This window comes from Arthrobacter sp. NPDC058288 (genome assembly GCF_042880995.1).
In the GTDB taxonomy this organism is placed as follows: domain Bacteria; phylum Actinomycetota; class Actinomycetes; order Actinomycetales; family Micrococcaceae; genus Arthrobacter.
Genome location: NZ_JBHVYH010000001.1, coordinates 19,136 through 41,108, shown reverse-complemented (window position 1 = coordinate 41,108; position 21,973 = coordinate 19,136). Strand labels below are relative to the sequence as shown.

The window sequence follows — 21,973 nt, the reverse complement described above, 5'->3', positions numbered from 1 at the left end:
CCAAGGCATGCTGCAACGGAACTTCGGAAACTCGACGCTGAACGTGTCCGCGCTCGGATTCGGCGCCGGCCATATTGGCTATGACGACGTCAGCGAGCGGGAAGCGCACGGCCTCCTGGACCGTGCCTTGGATTTGGGCATCACCTTCATCGACACAGCGCGCGGCTACGGGCTCTCCGAAGAGCGGATCGGCTCGTGGCTGCCCGGCCGGCGCGACGCCGTGGTGTTGTCCACGAAAGTGGGATACGACGTCGACGGCGCGGAGGACTGGAGCGCGGCCGCGGTGACCGGCGGTGTGGATGAGGCCTTGCGGAAGCTGGGAACCGACGTGATCGACGTCGTGTTCCTGCATTCCTGCCCGCTGACCGTCCTGCAGCGGGGCGACGCGGTGGAGGCACTGCTGAGTTGCGTGGACGCCGGAAAGGTCCGGGTGCCGGGCTACAGCGGGGAGAACGACGCCCTCGCCTGGGCCGGATCGTCCGGCGTGTTCGGCGCCCTGCAGTCCTCGGTGAACCTCGCGGACCAGCGCTCCCGGAGTGAGGTCCTGCCCGCCGCCGCGGGCCAGGGTCTTGGTATCGTGGCCAAGCGCCCTCTCGCCAACGCCCCCTGGCGTTACGCCGAACGTCCTGCGGGCGAGTACGGAGAAACGTACTGGGAACGGCTCCGGCGGATGGGCATCGAGCCGGGAACCGATGACTGGCAGGGCACGGCGCTGCGGTTCTCGGCCTTCAGCCCCGGGGTGAGCACGGCGATCGTGGGCACTTCCCAAGTGCGCAACCTGGAGGCCGCGGCGGCCGCCGTCGAACGCGGGCCGTTGCCGGACGCCGAGCGCCGGCGGTGGGAAGACGCGTTCGCCCCGCATGCGCTGGCGTGGGCCGGCGAAGTCTGAGCCCGGCGACGGACTGACCTTAAGGACACCATGGGGATCCACATCGGAACGTCCGGCTGGAGCTACGACCACTGGGAGAACGTGCTCTACCCGCCGGGGCTTCCGGCGCGCGACCGGCTGGCGCACTACGCAGCGCGTTTCCGCACCGTGGAGCTGAACGCGAGTTTCTACCGCTGGCCTCGGGAAGCATCCTTCGCCAGCTGGCGCCGGCGCCTTCCCGAGGGCTTCATGATGTCCGTCAAGGCCCCGCGCGGACTGACCCACGCGAAGAAGCTTTACGCGCCCGAAGTCTGGGTGGAACGGATCGTCAGGTGCTGGCATGAGCTCGGTGACAAACGTGCGGTCCTGCTGGTCCAGCTCCCGCCGGGTTTCTCCCGCGACGACGCCCGGCTTGACTACTTCCTCGCGGCACTGCCGTGGTGGGTACGCGTGGCGGTGGAATTCCGCCACCCCAGCTGGGACCATCCCGACGTGTACGCCCTGCTGGAACGCCACGAGGCCGCCTATTGCATCATGAGCGGGGCCAACCTGCCCTGCATCCTGCGGGCCACGGCGCCGTTCGTCTACATCCGCCTGCACGGGCCGGACCATGACTACCTCTACGGGGGATCGTACTCCGACGACGACCTTCGATGGTGGGCCGATCGCATCCGGGAGTGGCAGGGCCAGGGCAAGGACGTGTTCGTCTATTTCAACAACGACGGCGGCGGCAACGCCGTGCGGAACGCCGACACCCTGCGGTGGCTGCTGGGGGACGGCTGACTCTTGTTACGGTGCCGCGCCTTAGTGGCACCGTACGGTTGGCGACGGGCGCCGTTGTGGCAGAGTGGAGGCATGGAATTGGCGTCGCAGGAATCATCGGTGTCCGGAAATCATGCCTTTCGGGCGGCCCACAAGGTCTCGGACACGGTCAACAGCGCCCGCATCAAGCTGGCCCGGCGCTGGAATTTTGTTCCGCAGACGGTCGCCTACCAGGGGTACGGTTCCACGTCGTGGGTGCGGGTACTGGGCCGGGTGGTTCTGACCACCAAACCGAAGCCGGGCAGCCGCGCCGAGCACGCCGCAAAGAACGGCAACCAGAACATCCGCGGATGGCGGGCGTTCACCAGCGTCCCCCTGCAGTTCACCGAGGTGGACATCGAAATCGAGGGTGTGACCACGCGGGTCAAGGCGGACCGCGGCGGCCTGGTGGACACCGTGGTGGACGTGGCCCTGTCCCCCGGCTGGCACACAGCCACGCTCCGGGCCGAAGGCACTGAGGCCGTCCAGGCCAACATCATTGTGATCGGCCCGGACACGAAATTCGGCATCGTGTCCGATATCGACGACACCGTAATGGTTACGGCACTGCCCCGGCCGTTCCTGGCTTTGTGGAACACCTTCGTGCTGAGTGAGCGGGCCCGGATGGCCACGCCCGGCATGCCGGTCCTCATGGACCGGCTGGTGGTGGAGCACCCCGATGCGCCCGTGATCTACCTATCCACCGGACCATGGAATGCCGCACCCACGCTGGCACGGTTCCTGACCCGCAACATGTACCCGGCCGGGCCCCTCCTCCTGACGGACTGGGGGCTGACACAGGACCGCTGGTTCCGGAGCGGCCAGGAGCACAAGAACGGGAACCTGGACCGTCTCGCCAGGGAATTCCCCGACATGCGGTGGCTGCTGATCGGCGACAACGGCCAGCACGACGAACAGATCTATTCGAGGTTCGCCCGGGACCATGGCGACCGCGTGGCCGCCATCGCCATCCGCCAGCTCTCGGTCGGCGAATCCGTGCTGGCCGGCGGCCACTCGGAGAACGGTGACCACACCGGCTCCGCCGTCCCGTGGATCTACTCCCCCGACGGCGCAGGCATCACCAAGGGCCTCGCCGACCTCAAGATCGTCTGATTCGAGGACTTTCGCCGGCCGGTATCATTACCGGCCGGCCTCCCCTGCCGTGCAAGCCTCAGGGCTCAGGCTACGGGCTCCGGTTCCCCGGCTGCACTCTCGCCCACCGCCTTGGCGGCAGCCTCTTTGCGGGCTTCCTGTAGTTCCTGGAGCCAGTAGTAAGACGCCTTGGGCGTTCTGGTCATCGTCTCGAAGTCAACATGCAGCAATCCGAACGGCTGCTTATAGCCCGCGGACCACTCGAAATTATCCAGCAGGGACCAGACGTAGTAGCCGCGCAGGTCAATGGATTCCGCGGGTCCCCCGGGGCTGGTGGCCTCCACGGCGCTGGAGATGTGATCGGCAAGGTAACGCAGGCGGCGCTCGTCCGGAATGATGATCCGGCCGCCGGCCTTGTCCCGGACCACCAGATCCTCAAAGCTCGCTCCGCCTTCCGTGATGAAGACGGGCGGCAGCTCCGGGTAGCGGTCGGCCATCTCAGCGAGGGCCACGGGCATGTAGTCGGGCCTAATCGGCCAGCCGTAGGCGGTGATCTCGGCGTCCGGAAACTCGGTGATGTGGAAGGGTGCGCCCGGAGTGCTGCCGCTGAGATCATCACCCATGGCCTCCGCCATCCCGGAAGGAACGGCGCCGTTCCCCGGGCCGGCAGCAACGCGCGTCGGCATGTAGTAATTGAGCCCGTAAAAGTCCAGCGGCTGCGAGATCAGTTTCAGGTCCTCGTCGGAGGGACTGAAAGAGCTGAAGAACGTGGCGGCCCGGATGACGTCCGGGTACTTTCCAAGCAAAACGGGGTCCGCGAACAACCTGTTTTGGAAGACGTCCATCAGGGCCGAGCTCAGTTTGTCCAGCGGGTTGATCGAAGCCGGAACCATCGGCGAGTAGACATTGGTCATGCCGATTTCACCGGGGACACCGGCAGCGCGCAGGGCCTGCATCGCCAGGCCGTGGCCGAGGAGCTGGTGGTGCACCGTAGGCAACGCTTTGAGCAACTGTGCTTCGCCGGGAGCATGGAGGCCCAGGGCGTATCCGTTGGTAGTCACCGTGGCAGGCTCGTTAACCGTCACCCAGCGGGCCACGCGGTCCCCGAAGGCCGCTGCGGCGATCGAGGCAAACTCGCCGAGCCGGTATGCCGTGTCGCGGTTCATCCAGCCGCCGGCCTCGTCGAGCGGCAGCGGCGTGTCCCAGTGGTAGAGCGTCACCATGGGCGAGATGCCGCTGGCCAGCAACTGGTCCAGCAGGCGGTCGTAGAAGTCCAGGCCCTTGGGGTTGACCGGCCCGCTGCCACCCGGCTGGATGCGGGACCAGGACAGCGAGAACCGGTAGGAATCCACTCCCAGTTCCTTCATCAGGGCGACGTCTTCAGGCATACGGTGGTAGTGGTCGCAGGCCGTGACGGGGCTGTGGTCGTCCACTATTGCCCCGGGCCTCTTCGCAAACACGTCCCACCCGGACGGTCCGCGGCCATCCTCGTCAAGGGCGCCCTCAATCTGGAAGGCGGCCGTGGCGACACCCATGGTAAATGATGGCGGGATCCTGGCAGCCAGGTCTGTGGCGGAGTAGTTCATCTGCTTGATCCCTTATGTAGTTTCGGGTGGTGGACTGATTTTAGTGCACCGTGGCGTCGGAGCCGAAGAGGAATTCCTTGGCGTGGGCCACGGCTTTCTTGAAGGCGTCGTTGCGGAGCGTAATCAGGTGTTCCGTCTCATCCGCCGCGGGTTCGAGGTAGCCGGTGAACCCCGGGCGCAGCACCCAGATGTCGCCGCCCGGCGGCAGGTAGAACACACCGAAGGACCGGTGCTGGCTGTCATCCGGGGTCCAGATGGGGACCACGGCGAGTGCAGCACCCGTCTCCGGATTGATCCACTGCGCCCGTGGAAGCGGCTCCTCATGGGCTTCAGGGTCCAGGAACGGGGCCGTGCCCACGCCCCATCGTTGCTCAAAGCGTTCGTGGAACGCTGGAATCAGATGGGAATCGTAACGGCGCCAGGCGCTCATGGATTGCTCCTTCTCTACTTATCCGGTGCCCGGCCAGGGGCCGCGCTCCCAAAGCACTGGTGTGACCCGCAGCAGCGGGGGCTGCGGAGTGTGCATCCGGCGGACCGGCACCTCGCGGGGTCCTCCGCCGTTGGGGCGGGAGACGGACAATGCACGGTCGTAGTCAGCACGCGTTATGGGATCGCTGAGCACCGAAAAGGCTTCCATGATGCCCAGCAGCCCGTCGTTGTCGAGGCCGCCGCTGTCCGGGCCGGCGCTGTCCGGGCCGGCGGCGGTGGACCCGCCCTCGAGGTCTGGATGGTGGAGGCGCATCAGCGCCCGGTAGGCACGCGAAATCTCCTGCCTCGTGGCCGTCCGGGCCACGTTGAGTACCGCGTAGTAGTCAGGCAACTTGTTGGTCATGGCGTGCCCCGCTGTCCGCTGCATGGCGGGGCGGCCGCCCGCACCGGCCGGCTGCCGCCCCTGCCTTCAAGGCCGATCTGACATTGGCGACTAGGTGCTGATCTCCTGCATCTTGTCGTGCTTGGTTTCGATTTCAATCTTGCGCGGCTTGGCCTGTTCGGCCACCGGGATACGGAGAGTCAGGACGCCGGCGTCGTAGCTGGCCTTAACGTTGTCCGTGTCCAGCGTCTCGCCGAGGATCAACTGGCGGCTGAAGACACCGCGGGGGCGCTCCGAAACGACCAGCTCCACATTGGGCTGAGTTTGATCGCGCCGTTCAGCCCGTACCGTCAGCACGTTCCGCTCAATGTTGAGGTCCACAGAGTCGATGTCGACTCCCGGCAGATCGAACGCGACGACGAACTCCCCGCCCTCCTGCCAGGCATCCATCGGCATGGCCGCGGGCCGGGCCGCGGTTCCAAACACCTGCTGGGTAAGCCTGTCCAGTTCACGGAACGGGTCCGTACGCATCAACATCATTTCCCACTCCTTCAGCATGTGGTTGTTGCATTCTCTTAGGCCGCCCGCCCCACATATCTATGGTGGCGGGTATAGATTTTTTATAGCACCGGTGCGAAACTGTTGCAAGACCTATCGGCACGGATTTTTTGGGGAGGACCATGGCAGAGCGCAACGCGGAGACAGGCCTGTACGCGATTTCCGTGGTGGCCCATCTGGTGGGAACGGGCCAGCAGAACATCAGGCTTTACGAGCGGAAGGGCCTGCTCACGCCGGACCGCACTTCGGGAGGCACGCGGCAGTACAGCGACGCGGACCTCGCGGTGCTGAAACGCATCAGTGAATTGCTGGACGACGGGCTCAACCTCGCCGGGGTGGCGAAGGTGCTGGAGCTCGAGGCGGCAATTGCCAAGCTCAAGATCGAGTTGAAGAAGGCCCGTTCACGCCCGCGGGAATCACCGCCGGGAGAATCACGCCGTCAGGCCTGACGACGGAAGCCGGGCCGGCGGCCGGCGATCAGGGCCGGCCACCTGCCGCTAGCTGTCCACCGAATCGGCCTTGGACAATTCACCGGTGATCTGTTCCCCCGGGATGCGCGCCGTCCGCCAGGTGTCCAGGGCGATGACGGCACCCAGGACCACGAAGGAGATGAAGAGGGAGGCCAGGGCGTCACTGACCCAGTGATAGCCCAGGTAGAGCCGGCTGATGGAAGCCAGGAAGATCCCGAAGACGGCTACGGCGAAGGCGGCCACCGCCGGCCACGTGCTTTGGCGCCGCGAAAAGATCAGGAAGGTGGTCACCAACAGGAAGTCGCAGGCACCGAGAACGTGCCCGGATGGGAAGGAAAAGGTGACGTCGGGACCGAACAGCATGAGGTCCAGCGGCGGCCGCTGCCGTCCGACCGACCTGCCGATGATCTGGGCAAGCGCAACTCCGGTGAGCATGGCCCCGGCCAGCAGCAGGGGCCGCCAGGCGTGTTTGGCGGCAACGCCCCAGGCCACGGTGACCACGAGGACGATGATCGGCAACGCCACTGGTCCGAAAACGATCGCCAGGAAGATCATGGCGGCAGTGAGCGGCTCATTGCGCTGGCCGACCAGCCAGGCCCGGACCGGTTCGTCCATGAAGGTCAGGCCGTCCTTCCCGAGCACACCCGTCAGGGCGAGCAGGAACAGGCCGGTACCGACGACCATCAGGATCACGGCGATGCGGTAGAGGTTCCTCCGGGAGGCAGCACTCATGAACCGCTCTTCGACCACGAATTTGTCGTGGAAGACCCGCCACCAATGGGGCGATTTCCGTGATCGATCTTCAGCCATGTCCCGCTTCCGCCTATGCAGTCTTGAAAATTTGTGTCCGCTGACATTATCCCGATTCCGCGGATTTGGCTCGCAACCGCAGCCCGGGCGCAGACTGTAGCCTGACTTGCATGGGTGCCATGAACGAACTGATTGACCATGCCGCCGTCGACCGGCTGGTTCGCGTGCTCACGGATACCGCCTCCGGAGGTGCCTGGTCCAACGCGTCGAGTGCCGGCGCATCGCTGCGGAACCTGAGCCTGCGCGAACGCACGGATCACGTAAGCCGCGGGCTGCTGGCCGACCTTGCCGCTGCCGGCGGCCCGGGGGATTATCCGACGGCGGCGCGTGTCTTCCGGGGCGCCCTCCGGGACCCGGGCTTCACCGGCTGGACCCTCTGGCCGGTGACGGAAACAGCAGTAACGCTGGCCCTCGAGTCAAGCGCGTCCGCCGATTTCGAAGACTGCCTGCAGCTTCTCGCCGAACTGACCCCGCGGCTGACCGGGGAATTTGCCATCCGGCGGCTCCTTGCCGCCGACCTGGACCGCGCGCTCGCCGTCGTCCTGACGTGGACCGCCCACCCTGATGAACATGTGCGCCGCCTCGCCAGCGAAGGTACCCGCCCCTACCTTCCCTGGGCAGTGCGGGTCCCGGGCCTGATCCAGCGGCCCGAGGCAACGGTCCCCATCCTCGATGCCCTGTACCGGGACCCGCACGAGTACGTCCGCCGTTCGGTGGCCAACCACCTGAACGATCTGGCACGCCACGCTCCCGAGACGGTGCTGGCCGCGGCTGCCGCCTGGACCGGGGCGGCGGATGCCAATACGCCGTGGGTGGTCCGCCACGGACTGCGCACCCTTGTCAAGAAAGCCCATCCGGGCGCACTGGCCCTGCAGGGGTTCGCCCCTGCGTCGCTCTCCGTAACCCCGCCGAGGCTGGACCGGGATACCGTGGCGCTGCCGGCGGACCTCTCCTTTGAATTTGAGGTCTCGAATACGGGCGCAGAACCGGCCAGGCTCGCGGTGGACTACGTCGTGCACTACATGAAGGCCAATGGCTCCCAATCAGAGAAGGTTTTCAAACTGGCCGCCCTGACCCTGAACCCGGGCGAAACCAGGACGGTATCGAAGCGCCATGCCTTCCGCCAGATGACCACCCGGGTCCACCACCCCGGCAGCCACGCCTTGGAGCTTCAGATCAACGGCGTCCGGTATGCACCTACGCCGTTCCTTGTCGAGGTCTGACGCGGAGGGTTAATCCTTCATTCACGGAGGCGACAGCTCGCGTCCAAATGGCTTGAATAGTTTCAAGCCATGGACAACATTTCCCGCAGATCCCTTCTCACCGCAGGCCTCGGCGCCGGGCTTGTCGCTGCCGTTCCGGGCGCAGCGGTTGCCGCCGCGTCAACAGTGCCGGGCGCCGGCCTCCGTACCGACCCGTTCACTCTTGGCATTGCCTCGGGCGAGCCTTGGCCGGACGGCTTCGTCCTCTGGACCCGCCTGGCGCTGGACCCCCTCGCCGAAGACGGCTTGGGAGGCATGCCGTCTCGCAGCGTCCCGGTCGCCTGGGAGGTGGCCGAGGATGCGGGCATGAAGCGTGTGGTGGCACGCGGCGTCGAACATGCCCTGATCGACAACGCGCATTCAGTCCACGTTGAACTGCGCGGTTTGAAGCCCGGCCGGGAGTACTTCTACCGTTTCCGCAGCGGCCAGCACACCAGCCAGGTGGGACGGACCCTCACCAGTCCCGCCCTGCACGAGACACCGGCGGCCCTGGCAATGTCTTTCGCCAGTTGCGCCCAGTACGAGCACGGCTACTTCACGGGGTACCGGCGGCTGGCGGAGGATCACCCCGACCTCGTACTGCACCTCGGCGACTACGTGTACGAGTACCGCAAGGAGTCCTATGTGATTGGCGGCGGCAACCCCCGCGACCATGCCGGGCCGGAGACTGTCAGCCTGGAGAACTACCGGCAACGCCATGCCCAGTACAAGTCGGATCCGGATCTCCAGGCCGCGCACGCAGTTGCGCCGTGGCTTGTGGTCTGGGATGACCACGAAGTGGATAACAACTGGGCGGACGAGGTCCCGGAAAATGCGGATCCGGCACAACTCAACGACTCCGCGGAGCACTTCCGCCAGCGCCGCGCCGCAGCGTTCAAGGCCTACTACGAGAACATGCCGCTGCGCGCTTCGTCGGTCCCGGCCGGTGCCGATATGAAGATCTACCGGACCGTTCAGTGGGGCCAGCTGGCCAACTTCCACATGATGGATACACGCCAGTACCGCGATGACCAGCTGGCCGGCGACGGCTGGAAGAAGAACGTGCAGGAACGGCTGGCGGAGGACCGCACCATCACGGGCGCCGACCAGGAGAAGTGGCTGCTGGACGGCTTCATGAACTCCACCCAGCGCTGGGACATCCTGGGCCAGCAGGTGTTCTTCGCCGAGCGGGACCGCAACAAGGCTGCGGAGATCGACGACGTGTCCATGGACGGCTGGGACGGCTATGCCGCGTCCCGACGTCGCATCACCCAGGGCTGGGCGGACGCCAAAGTGCGCAACGCCGTCGTGCTCACGGGCGACGTGCACCGGAACTGGGCCAACGACGTCAAGGTCGACTACAAGGACCCGGCGTCGCCCGTGGTGGGCTCCGAACTGGTCTGCACCTCCGTCACATCCACCGGCAACGGCTCCGGCTCCACGGTTGACCCGGTGATGGCGTGGAACCCGCACCTTAGGTTCTACAACGACCAGCGCGGTTACGTGAACACCCGCATCACCAAGGACTCTTTGCAGGCGGATTTCCGGGTGCTCGACTATGTGACCACCCCCGGTTCCCCGGTCAGCACCAAGGCGTCCTTCGAGATCCGGGACGGCGTTCCGGGACTCAGGGCTCGCGCCTAGGTCCCGCAGGTTTTCGCCGGCACCGGGTAAAGCTATCCCCGGTGCCGGCCGACCCCATTCCGTGCTCCCCACCCCCGCCAATGTGATTTGCTTCACAGCCCCCGGATGGATAGCATTCCATAATTGTTAGCGCGCACAGATTGGACCCGGGATGAATTCCGTCGGCCCCGCCCCTGAACCAACCTCCACCTGGCAGGAGCTGATTGGCAGCCGGGTTGAGCTGCGGCTCGACGGGCGGCTGGTCCGCACCGGCGAGGTGGAAGACGCCACGCAGGATTCCTCCGTCATGTGGCTGCGGTTCGACGGCAACCACGGCCGGCAACTGGTGTCCCGGACCGACGGCTACGAGGTGCTACCGGTCAGCTGAGGGCTTCGCTCCCGGCCGGACAAAGCCGCAGCGGTCCGCCGCGGCGGAGGCGGCACGAAAAAGGAAGCCGACGGCGGCAGTCACCTGCCGCCGTCGGCGTCCCCTGTCAATTGCTGGTGCGCCGCTTAGCGGCCGCCCTCAATCTTCCGGTTGCGCTGCTCCTGGGCCATGGGGCCGTACGGGTACACACCCACCCTCGGCTGGCTGGCCTCGGTCAGCCGGCTGGTTTCCTCCTCCGTCAGCTCCAGGTCCGCGGCTGCTAGGTTGTCTGCGAGCTGTTCCGTGGTGCGGGCGCCGAGGATCACAGACGTGACCGCCGGCCGGTCCGCCAGCCAGGCCAGCGCCACCTGCGAGGCACTCACCCCGTGGTCCGCGGCGATCTTCTCAACGGTTCCAATGACCTCCCACGTGCGGGGATCGTCGTTGCGGGCCTGCCAGGCTTCCATGCCGCGTTTCGGATTCTCGCCCAGCCGGGTGGCGCCGGCAGGTGCTTCATCGCGCTTGTACTTGCCGGAGAGCCAGCCTCCGCCCAGGGGCGACCACGGCAGCAGGCCGATCCCCGCATCCAGTGAGGCCGGAACAATCTCGGATTCAATCTCCCGGACCAGCAGGCTGTACTGCGGCTGCAGTGTCACGGGGGCGCTCCAGCCATGGGCCTTGGCCAGATGCACCGCCTTGGTCAACTGCCAGCCCAGGAAGTTGGAGAAGCCGTAGTAGGCAATCTTGCCGCTGCTGACGGAGTCATGCAGGAAGCGCAGCGTCTCCTCCAGCGGCGTGATGGGGTCCCACGCGTGCATCTGGTACAGGTCGATCTGTTCCACGCCGAGGCGCCGCAGCGAGTCATCGAGTGCCCGGGTGAGGTGGCGGCGGGAGGTTCCGAGGTCGTTCGGGGCCTGCCCCATGGGGAAGCGCCCCTTGGTGGCCACGACGGCCCGGTCCCTGACCTCGGGGCGGGCGGCCAGCCAGCGGCCGATGATCTCCTCCGAGACACCCTGGCTATAGACGTCCGCGGTATCGATGAAGTTGCCACCCGCAGCAAAGTAATCGTCAAGAATGGCGAAGGACGTTTCCTCGGTGGCTTCTGCACCAAAGGTCATGGTGCCCAGCGCGTAATTGGAAACGACGGCGCCGCTGTTGCCTAGTGTGCGGTATTGCATAGTTCTCCTTAGTCCTCGGTGGGCGTGGTGCGGTTCGAGTGGTACGTGCGCCACGTGTGCTCCGGAGCGAACCCCAGGAGCCGCTTGGCTTTGTCGATGGACAGCATGGTTTCGTGTTCGCCGAGCTCCTTGACCACCTTGACGCCCGGAAAGACTTCCGCCGCGAGGCTGGCGCTGGACCGGCTCATGACGGTGTCTTCGTTGGCAATGATGAACGCCTCGAATCCGGGCTTGCCGTTCTCCAGCGCGCGGGCCACGGCCTGAGCTCCGTCGCGGCCGTCGATGTACCCCCAGAGGTTCCATTTCCGCAGCGTCGCATCGGAATCGAAGGACGGGAACGCCTCATAGTCCTCGGGGTCCATCACGTTGGAGAACCGCAGCCCGGTGATGCTCAGTTCCGGGTCCCAGCGGGTCAGCTGGATGGCCATCTGCTCCTCCAGGTGCTTCACCAGCGAGTAGGTGCTTTCCGGCCGGGCCGGGTATTCCTCATCCACCGGAATATAGGGAGGATCGACGTCGAACGGCAGTCCCAGCACCGTCTCGCTCGAGGCGTACACCACTTTCTTGATTCCGGCCCGGCGGGCGGCCTGGAAGACGTTGTAGGTGGCGAGCATGTTGTTCTCGAACGTGGCCGCATCCGGCGCGTGGCCCGGAGCCGGAATGGCCCCCAGGTGCACGATCGCGTCGAAGCCCTCGTGGCGGTCATCGAGGCCGAGGATGACGTCCAGGACCTGCCCGTAGTTGCGCAGGTCAACCTCGGTGAAGCCGCGGCCCCGCGTGCCGGTGCGGTCCAGGTTCAGCACGTCATGGCCGTCCTCCGCCAGCCTGCGCACCACGCTCCTGCCCAGTTTTCCGCTTCCTCCGGTTACAGCAATTCTCATCAGGAACTCCTCTGGGTAGTTGGCGGCCGGCGGTCTTCCGCGACCGCCCCGCCGTCGTCATTCCACCCTAGAGGCGCAGCGGCCCGGATGCAGCCCTTCTGCGTGGCCCTCTGAGTCCTAGGAAAGAACGCCCCTGCCTCCGGACCCTTCAGCCGAGCCGGAGCAGCAGCGGGAGGGTGTTCGTGAGGATGGTGAAGGCGGCCGCCACGACGCCGATGACGGCAGGGATGAGGCCCCGCGCCTCGCCGCGGGCCCGGGCCCTGAATCCGAGCACCGCCGCGGCCACCTCGGGTGCCAGGACCACCAGCAGGGCCGGCCCTGCTGCCAGCGCAACAACACCCGGGGGGACGGCGTCCCCACCGTTGTATCCCTGCAGCGAGATCAGCCCTTCGCCGATGGCCATGCCGGCCACGAACGCCACAGGGATGGCAGCAACGGCGATCCAGGCCCAGCGCAGGAGCCTACGGCCGGGGCGGAAACCCGCGGAATCAGGGGCGGCAGCGGGCACCCGGCTAGATGAAGTCATCCGGGGCGGCTTTCAGATGTGCTGCGACTGGCCCGGCAAACCGAGGCTCGGCCGGCCGAAGCGAAGCCTGCTCGGGCTGATGCCCAGGGACGCGTAATAGCCGCCTGCCACCATCGCAGCGAACCCGGCGACGCCCAGGTAGACAATCTGCAAGGCGGCGCCCGCAATCACCGCGAGGAATCCGCAGACCACGCACAGTGCACCAAGAACTATCCGTCGCATCAGTGACCAGGACTGGCCCTCCATGCGCGCGGCGAATTGCGGATCATCCTCGTGGAGCGACTGCTCCATCTTCCTGAGGACGTCCTTTTCATGTTCAGAAAGCGGCATCATTGACCTCCGAACCGGATTGATATTAAGGATCGTCCCTCGGACGGCAAAGTCAATAGAGCCAAAAGTCATGGAGGAGCCCCGGTGACTTTGGACCCTAGGCAAGGGGGCGCAGGGCGGCGCACGCTGGAACCCATGAACACTGAAGAACGCATTGTGGTGGGCGTGGACGGCTCCGAATTCTCCACAGCTGCCTTGCAGCTCGCGGGACGTATGGCCGGGAGCCTCAACGCCCCGCTGGAGATCATCACATGCCTGGGCACCTCTGATTTCTACCTGGCTTCCCATATGCCTGCCGGGCGGGTCCCCAGCATGGAAGAACTCGAAGAGACAGCCAAGCGCCTGGTGGACCAGGCTGTTGAGAGGGCCTTTGGGGCAGAACCTCCGGCGAGACTGTCCCGCATCGTGAAGTTCGGTCCGCCGGCAAAGACTCTGGTGGATGAAAGCCGCGATGCGCAGCTGCTGGTGGTGGGCCGGCGGGGAGAAGGCGGCTTCCTCACGCAGGTTATGGGATCCGTCAGCGGAGCCTGCGCCGCGCACGCACACTGCCCCGTCCTGGTGGTGGGCCAGGACTCCAAGGTGACCGCGCCGGAACCGGGTCCCAAGTCCGTGTGAAGCCGGGCCTCCCCCGGCAGGGCCCTGGGCGTTCCGTGACTTTGTGCTCTGACCACGGTTCGCATCCAAGCCATAACCTGAATGCATCAGCGCGGCACGCCGCGCACCACGTCCCGGGAGCATCGTCATGAAAGCACCAACGGCGAGCATCGTCGCAGGCATAGTCCTCTTGTTGGCAGGCGTCCTGCTACTGCTGGATGCCCTGCGCCTCCTCGACACCGCACTGCTGGTGTGGCCGTTCATCTTTGGTGCCTCCGGCGGCGCTTTCCTGGCGGTATTTTCCAGGAGCCGCACTAACTGGTGGGCAGCCATCCCGGGGTTTGTCCTCCTGGGGCTTGCCGCGGTGACCGCCACCACACAGCTGTGGCCCGGTTCAACGGGCGACGGGCCGGGCTCGTTGTTCTTCCTCTTCATGTCCGCCGGGTTCGCGGCCGTGTACCTCCGCGAACGGGCCAACTGGTGGGCGCTGATTCCCTGCGGTGTCCTGCTCACGCTCGCCCTGGTGGTCGCGTTGCCGCCGGCGCTGGACGGCACGCCGGTGGCCGCAGTGCTGTTCCTGGGGCTCGCCGCGACCTTTGCCGTCCTGACGTTCACCCGTGAGCGGATGAAGTGGCCGCTGATTCCCGCAGCCGCACTGGCCGTCCTCGGGCTGTCCTTCCTCTTTCAGGCGGCCGTAAATTTCCGCACGATGGAATATCTCACCGCCGTGGTGCCGCTACTGGGCGGCCTGGGCCTGCTGTACTACGCATTCCATAACCGCCGAAGCGGCAGCCGGCACGCGGGCAGGGCCGTGGCCGATCAGATGAAGCCGGGACTGGGTGATGCTCACGGTGGCCACTGACCCAGCAATCGACTACACCGTTGTTGGGGGAACGCGCGTATACATCCTGGACAGCCACGCCCTGGTCAGGACCGGACTCCGCGAGCTGCTGGAGGAGGAACACTTCGAGGTGGTTGGCGAGAGCGGATCGGCGTCCGAAGCAAGCCGCCAGATCCCGGAACTGCATCCCGACCTGGTGGTGATCGGAGCCCACCTGCCGGACGGAACCGGCATCGAAGTGTGCCGGGAGATCCTCGCCGACAATCCCGGCCTCCGGTGCCTGCTCCTGAGCAGCTACGACGACGACCATGCCCTCAGCAGTGCCGTGCTGGCCGGGGCGGCTGGCTACGTCCTCCGGCAGTTACCCGGGACCGCGCTCCTTGAAGGAATCCGCAGGGTGTCCACGGGCGAGTCATTACTCGAGCCCGGCGTCGAACGCAGGGTTATGGAGGGCCTGTACAGCGCCCAGGTGAACCGCAGGCACAGCGGCCTCAGCGCACAGGAACTGAGGGTCCTGGCCCTTATGGGCCAAGGGCTGACCAACAGCCAGATCAGCGAGGAGACGCGCTTCGCCCGCGCAACGGTGAAGATCCAGGTTGCCGGCATCCTCGCCAAACTGGGGTTCGAACTCCGCGGCTAGGGGCTACCGGCTATCTGAAAGGTGCCGTCCACGTCAGCAGGGTGCCGTTCCCGGGGCTGCTCGTGATGGAGCACTCGCCACCCAGGGCCGTGGCCCGGTGCTTCATGTTCGCGATGCCGCTGACGCGATCGGGGTTTTCGAATCCGCAGCCGTTGTCCGCAATCCGGAGTTCCACGCAATCTGGCCAGGCGGTCAGCGAAATGTCGATCTCATCCGCCCCGGAGTGCCGGACGGCGTTGCTCAGTCCCTCGGATAGCACCGGTAACAGCTGCTCGACGACGGCGTCGGGGACCGCTTCGTCCACCGGTCCCGTCAGCTGGACCTTGGGGGAGAATTCGGAGTTACGGATGCCTTCGTGGATGGTCCGCATGATGAGGCCGGTGAGCGGCTCCTTGTGGCCATGGCCTGTCCGCATCGAGTAAATGGTGTCCCTGAGTTCATGGATGGTGCCGTCCAGTTCGGCAGTCACTGCAGAGATACGTTCCTGGGCTACGGGGTCCGGGATGTAGCGACGCAGGCTCTGCATGCTGAGCCCCGCACCGAAGAGCCGCTGGATCACCAGATCGTGCAGGTCCCGCGCGATCCTGTCGCGGTCCGTGGACAATAGCTGCTCTTCCCGCCGCCGCCGCGCCCTCACCAGCCCGAGTGCCAGACCCACCCGGGAGCCGAAAACGGCGCAGGACTGAAGGTCCGACTGGAGGTACAACGGGCCTCCTGAGGGACGTGCCAGGATCAGGAGGCCGCGTTCGCTGCTCTTGCGTCCCAGGGCAGCCACCAGCAGAGGGCCAAGTTTCTTTTCCGTTCCCGGTCCGAAGACCTCGTTCGCGTCCCTGATGAGGGCGGACGTCCCGGTTTCCAGGACCTCGGCAATGACCTTGGAAGCAGGCAGCTCCTGGCCGGCAGGAAGGGACTGGACACCCACCATGGTCCGGCACCGCTGCGTGCCGTCTGCATCCGGGTAGGCAATCACGGCAAGGATCGAATCTGAAACAGTCAGTGCCCGCTCGGCGACGAGGTCGAGGTTGTCTGTTTCGCCGGGGAACAGTGCCGAACTCAGCTGGTCACTGACCTCCAGCCCGGCCTCCAGCCAACGTTGCCGACGGCGGGTGTCCTCGTACAGGCGGGCATTCTCGATCGCGACGCCGGCAGCCGCCGCCAACGCGGAAGCGAGCTCCTGGTCCTCCGGGGTGAAGGGGCCGCCGTCGAGCTTCTCCGTCAGGTAGAGGTTTCCGAAGACGGAACCGCGGACCCTGACCGGGACCCCGAGGAATGTCTTCATGTCGGGGTGGTTGGGCGGGAATCCGCTGGCCATTTCGTGCGCACCCAGATCGTCCAGCCGCAGCGCCTCGGGCTGGCGGATCAGGTGCCCCAGTACCCCTCGTCCCGTGGGGAGGTCGCCGATCAGCCGGACGCCGTCGTCGTCGATTCCCACAGTGATGAAATGCCCCAGCTCGTGGTCGGCGTCAATGACGCCAAGCGCGCCGTAGCGGGCGCCAACCAGCTCGCATGCCGACTGCACCACACGGTCCAGGACGGCTTCGAGGCTGAGGTCTTCGGTGAGCGAAACCACGGCTCCCAGCAGGCCCTGCATCTGGTCCTGGGCGCGTACAAGCTCATCTGCCCGGGCCACGAAGTCGCGCAACAAGTCCTCGGTGCGCCGGCGGATGGGTTCACGCCACATGGCGCCGCCGAAGGCAAATGTCCCGGAAAGGGCCGTCGACTGTCCTGCCGACGTACACGGTAGTAGGTGCACCGCCAGTCAGGCGGCCACCGAAAAGTTTGTTTGACCGATAAATGTTGACTACCGGAAGGTCCGGGCTCATGCGACTCCCCACGGCAGCGAGACACACACGGCGGACTGCTTCACCGAGTTCCTATTGCATCAACCCCAGACTGATACCAACACAGTACCAAGGCCTGCACAGGGGCTCAATAGACATCGTAACGGGACTAAAGGCACTGTGCATCCGTCAGCACGGCTGGGAACCTGTACGGGCGGCCTACCGCGGCGTCCCCGGGTGCGAGGAGTTGATCCAGCGTGCGTATCGGACTGATCTCTCCGCCTTGGCTGCAGGTCCCCCCGCCCCGTTATGGCGGCACCGAGGTGGTGGTCGACGGGCTGGCCCGCGGACTCGTTGCCGCCGGTCATGACGTGCTGCTGGCCGCCCCGGCGGGGAGCACCTGCCCGGTTTCCCTGGTTCCGGATATGCCGGAACCCAGCGCGGGATCGTCCGCCACCTGGTCCGCGGCCACCGAGCTTTACCACGTGGCCCGGGCCTACGCCGCTTTGACGGACGTGGACCTCGTCCACGACCACACGGTGGCCGGACCCTTCTTCCGCTACCGCCGGGCTTCGCTGCCCGTCGTCACCACCAATCACGGGCTGTTCAGCTCGCGGCTTGGCGACCTCTACCGGCTGATGGGACCGGATGTCTCGATGGTGGCCATTTCGCATCGGCAGGCTGCGGACGCCGCCGGCGTGCGGATCGCCCGGGTGATCCATCACGGAATCGACGTTGACGCCGTTCCGGTGGGAGACGGCCGCGGCGGATACGCTGCCTTCCTCGGGCGGATGAGCCCGGACAAAGGGCCGCGGGAGGCTATCCTCATCGCACGGCAGGCCGGGTTCAGACTCCTCCTGTCCGCCCGTATCCAGGGCCCGGAGGAACAGGAATACTTCGACAGCTGGATTGTCCCGCTGCTTGGGCCGGAGGTGGAGTTCCTCGGAGAACTCAATGCCGCGGAAAAATATGAGCTCATGGGCGGTGCAGCGGCATTCCTCAACCCGATCCAGTGGCCGGAACCCTTCGGCCTGGTGATGATCGAAGCCCTGGCAACGGGCACGCCGGTGGTGGGCACCGGATCCGGGGCGGCCCCCGAGATCGTGGACGACGGCGTTACCGGTTACCTGCGGAGCGGCATCGACGAGCTGGCCAAAGCACTGTTGCTGGCCCCCGGCCTGGACCGGGCTGCCTGCCGCCGGGCCGCCGAGCTGCGCTTTAGCGTGGGGCGGATGGTGGCCGACCACGTCTCCCTGTACCAGGAGATACTGCGGGATGGGCGGCCGGGTCAGTCCCCCGGCTCATCCGCGCCTGGCTGAAGGTAGCGGAGGAACCAGTCCCTGGCCAACGCCGCGGCCTCCGACAACGTCCCGGGTTCCTCGAAGAGATGCGTGGCCCCCGGAACAACGGACAACTGGCTGGGACAGCGCAGCAGCGCCTGGGCCCAGCGGTTGAGCTCAAGGACCTCACGGTCCGCCCCTCCCACTATCAGGAGCGTGGGGGCGCGGACGGCTGAGAGCCGGTCACCGGCGAGATCGGGGCGGCCGCCCCGGGAAACCACGGCACCAATGCGGGCGCCGGGTTCCGCGGCGGCCCACAGAGCAGCCCCGGCACCCGTGCTCGCACCGAAGTACCCCACATGGCTCCCCGCTGTGTCCGGCCGCCCGGCGAGCCATTCCGTTGCCCCCGTCAGCCGGCCGGCAAGCAGCCCGATGTCGAACACATTGGCCCGGTTGAGCTCCTCCGCCGGAGTGAGCAGATCCAGCAACAACGTCCCCAGCCCCGCCCGCTGGAGGAAAGCTGCCACAAAACGGTTGCGGGGACTGTGCCGGCTGCTGCCGCTGCCGTGGGCGAACACCACGACGGGGGCGCCTTCCACCGGCAGGTAGAGATGCCCCTGGAGCCGCACTGCTCCCGCATCGATCTGGACGTCCTCATCGACGGCAGTCCCGTTGGCAACCGCCTGGGCACTGTGCAGCCGCTTGGCTGCCGCATCGAGCAGCAGCACCACTTCGTCGTCGCCGGTCGGCGAGAAATCACGGTAGTGGTATCCGACGGCGGTGAACTGGCGTGGCGTTGCCAGGCAGACCACCTCATCCGGTTCCGTGAGGTCCGCGAGCGTGTCCGCCGGCGCCACCGGAACGGCCAGGATCACTCTGGCGGCGCCCAGCTGCCGGGCGATGCGGCACGCAACACGGGCTGTGGACCCGGTGGCGATGCCGTCGTCGACGATCACCGCGGTGCGCCCCCGCAAATCCTCACGGGTCCGCCCTTTCCTGAACCGGGCCACCCGCGACTCGAGCAGGGCGCGCTCCCGGTCTTCAACGGCGTCAAGCTCGGCCTGGGTAACGCCCACGCGGGAAATGATGTGCTTGTCCAGGACCCGGGCACCGCCCTCGCCAATGGCTCCCATGGCCAGCTCAGGCTGGAACGGAACACCCAGCTTCCGCACCACGATCACGTCCAGGGGTGCGTCCAGCGCCGTGGCCACCTCAAACGCTACCGGAACGCCGCCCCGCGGCAGCCCCAGGACCACGATGTTCTGTCCACGAAGGTATTCGAGCCGCTGCCCCAGCCGCCGTCCCGCTTCAACCCTGTCCTCGAAAATGCTCATGGCCAGCCGTTCGCCTCGTGGCTCAAGGCCGCCATGCGGGTCCGGCGGGCCGACGGTATGGAGCTCGGCGTGCGGGGACGGACTGCGGCCGCTTTTCTCCAACTATCCGGCAGGCGGCGGCCTGTTGCGAGGGACTTTCGGCCCGGATTCCACGGCACCGGGGGCCTCCTTCGAGGCGGACCGGAACGGCGGTGGGCCTTGTCACACGAGTCCGGCGCCCGCCAACTGATGTATATAATTTCCCGGTACGGTTTAGCAGAGAGCCGTTGGATAGTTCTACGATCCGGCTTCTCTGCCTGCTACCCGTCGCGATCGACAGGGTGGCTGGCCGTGTTGCCGGTTCGTTTTGACCTGAACGAAACGGCAGCAAGAACATCGTGGCCAGCGAGTCGACCGCAAACACCGCAACGTCCATCAGCCAGCACCTGAACGAATTGGTGTTGAACAGCTCGGATGTCGAGCAATTCCTCCACGAACTCGCGCGTGTCTCCGCGCGCAGCCTCTCGGAACAGGGGGACGCCGTGCTCTGCGGGATCACGCTGCTCCGGCACCGGAAAGCGGCCACTGTGGCCAGCAGCAGCCCGGAAGCCCAGGCGATGGATGAAATCCAGTACGCCTTTGGTGACGGCCCGTGCATGACCGCCTCCCGCGACCAGGTGACCGTGCACATCAAAGACCTTGAAGCCCATGAACGCTGGCCGAAGTACTCGGATACGGTCCTTGGGCTCGGCGTGCGCTCCATCCTCGCCATACCCTTCCAGCTTGAGGGCGAAACCCGGGCGGCGCTGAACCTCTACTCGCACCGCCCGGGCCGGTTCGAGGGCAAGGTCCTGGAGCTCGCAGAGGACTTTGTCAGCCAGACGTCCATGGCCCTCCGGCTGGCCGTACGCTTCGCCCACTTCAGCGAGACGGCGGCGAATCTCAAGGCCACGCTGGAGTCCCGCACCGCCATCGACGTCGCCATCGGGATCATCATGGCCCAGAACCGGTGCAGCCAGGAGGAAGCGTTCGAGCTCCTCAAGGCGGCTTCCAGCGCACGGAACGTCAAACTGCACGGCGTGGCGACGGCCATTGTCGATTCGCTGGGCCAAGGTCCGACGAGGACGCACTTCGAGCTGTAACGGCTCCCGTTCGCCGTTATCCGGCGTTGCGCCAAAATAAACGTTGCAAACCGAATGTGATGCATGCCATACTCTTCTCGATACGCATCGACGATGCGTATCGACTGGTACCTGGCGGACAGGACAGTCGCTAGCAGAAAAGCCAAGGCCCTTAGGAGGTGGAGAAGCGTGCCGACCAGCAAAGATGTGGCCGAGGCGGCCGGCGTAGCGCAGAGCACCGTTTCCTACGTCCTGAGCGGGAAGCGGCCCATCTCGGAAAAGACCCGAAAAAAGGTTGAGGCGGCAATCGAGCAGCTGACCTATCAGCCCAACGCCGGGGCGCGGGCGCTGGCGAGCCGCAAGACCCGGGTCATTGGATTGGTCATTCCCTTCATTCCCGAACTACACATGGCTTCGATCATGGAGTTCGTCTCCGTCATCGCCACCACCGCCCGGCAATACGACCACGACATCCTGCTGGTCACAGAGGACGAGGGGGCCGCCGGACTCCGCCGCGTCGTCGGGCAGCAGATTTGTGACGGCCTCATCCTGATGCAGGTCGAGGGCGAGGATGAGCGCCTTCCCGTGGCCCGGGCGCTGAACGTCCCGGTGGTACTCATCGGCATCCCCCGAGACCCCTCCGGACTTGTCTGCATCGACGCGGACTTCGAAATGGCCGGCGAACAATGTGTCCGGGACCTCGCAGCAGCGGGACATTCCGTCATCTCCGTCATCGACTGGCAACCTGAAGTAGTGGACCGGCACGTGAACTACGTCGAGCGGTTCATGCGTGGCACGGACAGCGCGGCACGAACCCTCGGCGTCACCGTGCAACACCTGCCCGGCGGCGCGGACAGGGACACCATTTCCGCTTCCGTGGACCGGGCCCTGGCCCGGACTACGGGCGTGCCGGCATTTATCGCCCCGGACGGCACCGTACAGGACATCCTCCGCCGGACCCTTGCCTCGCGCGGATTGACTCCCGGCGTGGATGTCTCCGTGATCGGCAGCGCATCGCCCACGCTTGCGGAACTCCAGCCCATTCCGCTCTCCACCATCGACTTGCGCCCGGCCGAGGTTTCCCGCCGGGCCGTGAAAATCATCTGCCAGCTTCTTGAAGCCGACTCCCAGGGACCACACGAATCCCTGGAGTTGGTGCCCACGGTCATCACGCACCGTTCCAGCACGCTCCGTCCACCCCGCGGCGCCTAGTTCTCCCCGCCCTGCCCGATTTTTTATTTGTCGATTGTCGATACGCATC

General features: G+C 66.1%; 24 protein-coding genes. 13 read left to right on the top strand and 11 right to left on the bottom strand.

The genetic code is table 11. The features are described from left to right. Nucleotides 1-7: 7 nt before the first annotated feature. From ACFVWT_RS00210 to ACFVWT_RS00200, 3 genes are all read left to right on the top strand, one after another. Complete coding sequence (locus ACFVWT_RS00210; RefSeq protein ID WP_390244152.1) at nt 8-889, top strand: aldo/keto reductase; 882 nt, start codon at nt 8-10, stop codon at nt 887-889. A gap of 30 nt (nt 890-919) precedes the next feature. After that, nucleotides 920-1,651: a DUF72 domain-containing protein gene (locus ACFVWT_RS00205; protein ID WP_390244150.1), complete on the top strand. Its 732-nt coding sequence runs from the start codon at nt 920-922 to the stop codon at nt 1,649-1,651. Nucleotides 1,652-1,723: 72 nt separating this feature from the next. Beyond that, nucleotides 1,724-2,782 (top strand): App1 family protein, encoded by a 1,059-nt coding sequence (locus ACFVWT_RS00200; RefSeq protein WP_390244148.1) that lies wholly within the window; start codon nt 1,724-1,726, stop codon nt 2,780-2,782. A 65-nt stretch (nt 2,783-2,847) separates the two neighbouring features. Here the strand turns inward: ACFVWT_RS00200 and ACFVWT_RS00195 are convergent, their stop codons facing one another. From ACFVWT_RS00195 to ACFVWT_RS00180, 4 genes are all read right to left on the bottom strand, one after another. Beyond that, nucleotides 2,848-4,347, bottom strand: a complete 1,500-nt coding sequence (locus ACFVWT_RS00195) for a glycoside hydrolase family 1 protein (protein WP_390244146.1) — start codon at nt 4,345-4,347, stop codon at nt 2,848-2,850. A 40-nt stretch (nt 4,348-4,387) separates the two neighbouring features. Further along, on the bottom strand, nt 4,388-4,777 hold the full coding sequence (locus ACFVWT_RS00190; protein WP_390244143.1) for a hypothetical protein: 390 nt from the start codon (nt 4,775-4,777) through the stop codon (nt 4,388-4,390). An 18-nt stretch (nt 4,778-4,795) separates the two neighbouring features. Next, nucleotides 4,796-5,179, bottom strand: coding sequence for a J domain-containing protein (locus ACFVWT_RS00185; RefSeq protein ID WP_390244141.1), 384 nt, complete (start codon nt 5,177-5,179; stop codon nt 4,796-4,798). A 90-nt stretch (nt 5,180-5,269) separates the two neighbouring features. After that, nucleotides 5,270-5,695, bottom strand: coding sequence for an Hsp20/alpha crystallin family protein (locus tag ACFVWT_RS00180; protein WP_390247007.1), 426 nt, complete (start codon nt 5,693-5,695; stop codon nt 5,270-5,272). Between the two features lie 143 nt (nt 5,696-5,838). Here ACFVWT_RS00180 and ACFVWT_RS00175 point away from each other — a divergent pair, with 143 nt between their 5' ends. Beyond that, on the top strand, nt 5,839-6,165 hold the full coding sequence (locus tag ACFVWT_RS00175; protein WP_390244139.1) for a MerR family transcriptional regulator: 327 nt from the start codon (nt 5,839-5,841) through the stop codon (nt 6,163-6,165). 48 nt (nt 6,166-6,213) lie between these two features. Here ACFVWT_RS00175 and ACFVWT_RS00170 read toward each other — a convergent pair whose 3' ends face one another. Continuing rightward, complete coding sequence (locus ACFVWT_RS00170; protein WP_390244137.1) at nt 6,214-6,996, bottom strand: phosphatase PAP2 family protein; 783 nt, start codon at nt 6,994-6,996, stop codon at nt 6,214-6,216. Between the two features lie 110 nt (nt 6,997-7,106). Between ACFVWT_RS00170 and ACFVWT_RS00165 the strand changes: the two genes are divergently transcribed. From ACFVWT_RS00165 to ACFVWT_RS00155, 3 genes are all read left to right on the top strand, one after another. After that, nucleotides 7,107-8,219 (top strand): DNA alkylation repair protein, encoded by a 1,113-nt coding sequence (locus tag ACFVWT_RS00165; protein WP_390244135.1) that lies wholly within the window; start codon nt 7,107-7,109, stop codon nt 8,217-8,219. 69 nt (nt 8,220-8,288) lie between these two features. Then, a complete protein-coding gene (locus ACFVWT_RS00160) occupies nt 8,289-9,881 on the top strand; it encodes an alkaline phosphatase D family protein (protein WP_390244133.1) in 1,593 nt (530 codons plus the stop codon). Between the two features lie 151 nt (nt 9,882-10,032). Continuing rightward, a complete protein-coding gene (locus ACFVWT_RS00155) occupies nt 10,033-10,248 on the top strand; it encodes a hypothetical protein (protein WP_390244131.1) in 216 nt (71 codons plus the stop codon). Between the two features lie 125 nt (nt 10,249-10,373). Here the strand turns inward: ACFVWT_RS00155 and ACFVWT_RS00150 are convergent, their stop codons facing one another. The 4 genes from ACFVWT_RS00150 to ACFVWT_RS00135 form a co-directional block, all read right to left on the bottom strand. Beyond that, nucleotides 10,374-11,405 carry an aldo/keto reductase gene (locus ACFVWT_RS00150; protein ID WP_390244129.1) on the bottom strand — a complete coding sequence of 344 codons (1,032 nt, stop codon included), beginning with the start codon at nt 11,403-11,405 and terminating at the stop codon, nt 10,374-10,376. Nucleotides 11,406-11,413: 8 nt separating this feature from the next. Beyond that, nucleotides 11,414-12,286 (bottom strand): NAD-dependent epimerase/dehydratase family protein, encoded by an 873-nt coding sequence (locus ACFVWT_RS00145; protein ID WP_390244127.1) that lies wholly within the window; start codon nt 12,284-12,286, stop codon nt 11,414-11,416. Nucleotides 12,287-12,434: 148 nt separating this feature from the next. Next, entirely contained in the window at nt 12,435-12,812 is a 378-nt protein-coding gene (locus tag ACFVWT_RS00140; RefSeq protein ID WP_390244125.1) for a hypothetical protein, read from the bottom strand. A gap of 12 nt (nt 12,813-12,824) precedes the next feature. Then, nucleotides 12,825-13,145: a DUF3040 domain-containing protein gene (locus ACFVWT_RS00135; protein WP_390244123.1), complete on the bottom strand. Its 321-nt coding sequence runs from the start codon at nt 13,143-13,145 to the stop codon at nt 12,825-12,827. Nucleotides 13,146-13,277: 132 nt separating this feature from the next. On the opposite strand from ACFVWT_RS00135, the gene ACFVWT_RS00130 reads away from it, so the two are divergent. The 3 genes from ACFVWT_RS00130 (at nt 13,278) to ACFVWT_RS00120 (ending at nt 15,217) form a co-directional block, all read left to right on the top strand. Continuing rightward, nucleotides 13,278-13,757 carry a universal stress protein gene (locus ACFVWT_RS00130; protein WP_390244121.1) on the top strand — a complete coding sequence of 160 codons (480 nt, stop codon included), beginning with the start codon at nt 13,278-13,280 and terminating at the stop codon, nt 13,755-13,757. Between the two features lie 127 nt (nt 13,758-13,884). Then, nucleotides 13,885-14,598 (top strand): hypothetical protein, encoded by a 714-nt coding sequence (locus tag ACFVWT_RS00125; protein WP_390244119.1) that lies wholly within the window; start codon nt 13,885-13,887, stop codon nt 14,596-14,598. Further along, entirely contained in the window at nt 14,579-15,217 is a 639-nt protein-coding gene (locus tag ACFVWT_RS00120) for a response regulator (RefSeq protein ID WP_390247005.1), read from the top strand. Before ACFVWT_RS00125 ends, ACFVWT_RS00120 begins: the two co-directional genes overlap by 20 nt. 10 nt (nt 15,218-15,227) lie before the next feature. Here the strand turns inward: ACFVWT_RS00120 and ACFVWT_RS00115 are convergent, their stop codons facing one another. Next, entirely contained in the window at nt 15,228-16,898 is a 1,671-nt protein-coding gene (locus tag ACFVWT_RS00115) for a GAF domain-containing sensor histidine kinase (RefSeq protein WP_390244117.1), read from the bottom strand. Between the two features lie 357 nt (nt 16,899-17,255). On the opposite strand from ACFVWT_RS00115, the gene ACFVWT_RS00110 reads away from it, so the two are divergent. Next, complete coding sequence (locus tag ACFVWT_RS00110) at nt 17,256-18,317, top strand: glycosyltransferase family 4 protein (RefSeq protein ID WP_390244115.1); 1,062 nt, start codon at nt 17,256-17,258, stop codon at nt 18,315-18,317. Here ACFVWT_RS00110 and ACFVWT_RS00105 read toward each other — a convergent pair. After that, the gene (locus tag ACFVWT_RS00105) at nt 18,287-19,612 is read right to left on the bottom strand and encodes a phosphoribosyltransferase family protein (protein ID WP_390244113.1); all 1,326 of its coding nucleotides are present in this window, start codon (nt 19,610-19,612) and stop codon (nt 18,287-18,289) included. The two genes, ACFVWT_RS00110 and ACFVWT_RS00105, sit on opposite strands and share 31 nt — an antisense overlap. 377 nt (nt 19,613-19,989) lie before the next feature. On the opposite strand from ACFVWT_RS00105, the gene ACFVWT_RS00100 reads away from it, so the two are divergent. After that, complete coding sequence (locus ACFVWT_RS00100) at nt 19,990-20,733, top strand: GAF and ANTAR domain-containing protein (protein ID WP_390244111.1); 744 nt, start codon at nt 19,990-19,992, stop codon at nt 20,731-20,733. Nucleotides 20,734-20,901: 168 nt separating this feature from the next. Further along, on the top strand, nt 20,902-21,924 hold the full coding sequence (locus tag ACFVWT_RS00095; protein WP_390244109.1) for a LacI family DNA-binding transcriptional regulator: 1,023 nt from the start codon (nt 20,902-20,904) through the stop codon (nt 21,922-21,924). Nucleotides 21,925-21,973 lie beyond the last annotated feature (49 nt).

Coding starts and splice junctions, on each gene's coding strand:
- ACFVWT_RS00155 (WP_390244131.1), top strand. CDS start 10,033: ATGAATTCCGTCGGCCCCGCCCCTGAACCAACCTCCACCTGGCAGGAG.
- ACFVWT_RS00175 (WP_390244139.1), top strand. CDS start 5,839: ATGGCAGAGCGCAACGCGGAGACAGGCCTGTACGCGATTTCCGTGGTG.
- ACFVWT_RS00140 (WP_390244125.1), bottom strand. CDS start 12,812: ATGACTTCATCTAGCCGGGTGCCCGCTGCCGCCCCTGATTCCGCGGGT.
- ACFVWT_RS00165 (WP_390244135.1), top strand. CDS start 7,107: ATGGGTGCCATGAACGAACTGATTGACCATGCCGCCGTCGACCGGCTG.
- ACFVWT_RS00105 (WP_390244113.1), bottom strand. CDS start 19,612: ATGAGCATTTTCGAGGACAGGGTTGAAGCGGGACGGCGGCTGGGGCAG.
- ACFVWT_RS00145 (WP_390244127.1), bottom strand. CDS start 12,286: ATGAGAATTGCTGTAACCGGAGGAAGCGGAAAACTGGGCAGGAGCGTG.
- ACFVWT_RS00115 (WP_390244117.1), bottom strand. CDS start 16,898: ATGTGGCGTGAACCCATCCGCCGGCGCACCGAGGACTTGTTGCGCGAC.
- ACFVWT_RS00200 (WP_390244148.1), top strand. CDS start 1,724: ATGGAATTGGCGTCGCAGGAATCATCGGTGTCCGGAAATCATGCCTTT.
- ACFVWT_RS00210 (WP_390244152.1), top strand. CDS start 8: ATGCTGCAACGGAACTTCGGAAACTCGACGCTGAACGTGTCCGCGCTC.
- ACFVWT_RS00180 (WP_390247007.1), bottom strand. CDS start 5,695: ATGTTGATGCGTACGGACCCGTTCCGTGAACTGGACAGGCTTACCCAG.
- ACFVWT_RS00160 (WP_390244133.1), top strand. CDS start 8,289: ATGGACAACATTTCCCGCAGATCCCTTCTCACCGCAGGCCTCGGCGCC.
- ACFVWT_RS00190 (WP_390244143.1), bottom strand. CDS start 4,777: ATGAGCGCCTGGCGCCGTTACGATTCCCATCTGATTCCAGCGTTCCAC.
- ACFVWT_RS00185 (WP_390244141.1), bottom strand. CDS start 5,179: ATGACCAACAAGTTGCCTGACTACTACGCGGTACTCAACGTGGCCCGG.
- ACFVWT_RS00195 (WP_390244146.1), bottom strand. CDS start 4,347: ATGAACTACTCCGCCACAGACCTGGCTGCCAGGATCCCGCCATCATTT.
- ACFVWT_RS00150 (WP_390244129.1), bottom strand. CDS start 11,405: ATGCAATACCGCACACTAGGCAACAGCGGCGCCGTCGTTTCCAATTAC.
- ACFVWT_RS00135 (WP_390244123.1), bottom strand. CDS start 13,145: ATGATGCCGCTTTCTGAACATGAAAAGGACGTCCTCAGGAAGATGGAG.
- ACFVWT_RS00130 (WP_390244121.1), top strand. CDS start 13,278: ATGAACACTGAAGAACGCATTGTGGTGGGCGTGGACGGCTCCGAATTC.
- ACFVWT_RS00170 (WP_390244137.1), bottom strand. CDS start 6,996: ATGGCTGAAGATCGATCACGGAAATCGCCCCATTGGTGGCGGGTCTTC.
- ACFVWT_RS00205 (WP_390244150.1), top strand. CDS start 920: ATGGGGATCCACATCGGAACGTCCGGCTGGAGCTACGACCACTGGGAG.
- ACFVWT_RS00125 (WP_390244119.1), top strand. CDS start 13,885: ATGAAAGCACCAACGGCGAGCATCGTCGCAGGCATAGTCCTCTTGTTG.
- ACFVWT_RS00120 (WP_390247005.1), top strand. CDS start 14,579: ATGCTCACGGTGGCCACTGACCCAGCAATCGACTACACCGTTGTTGGG.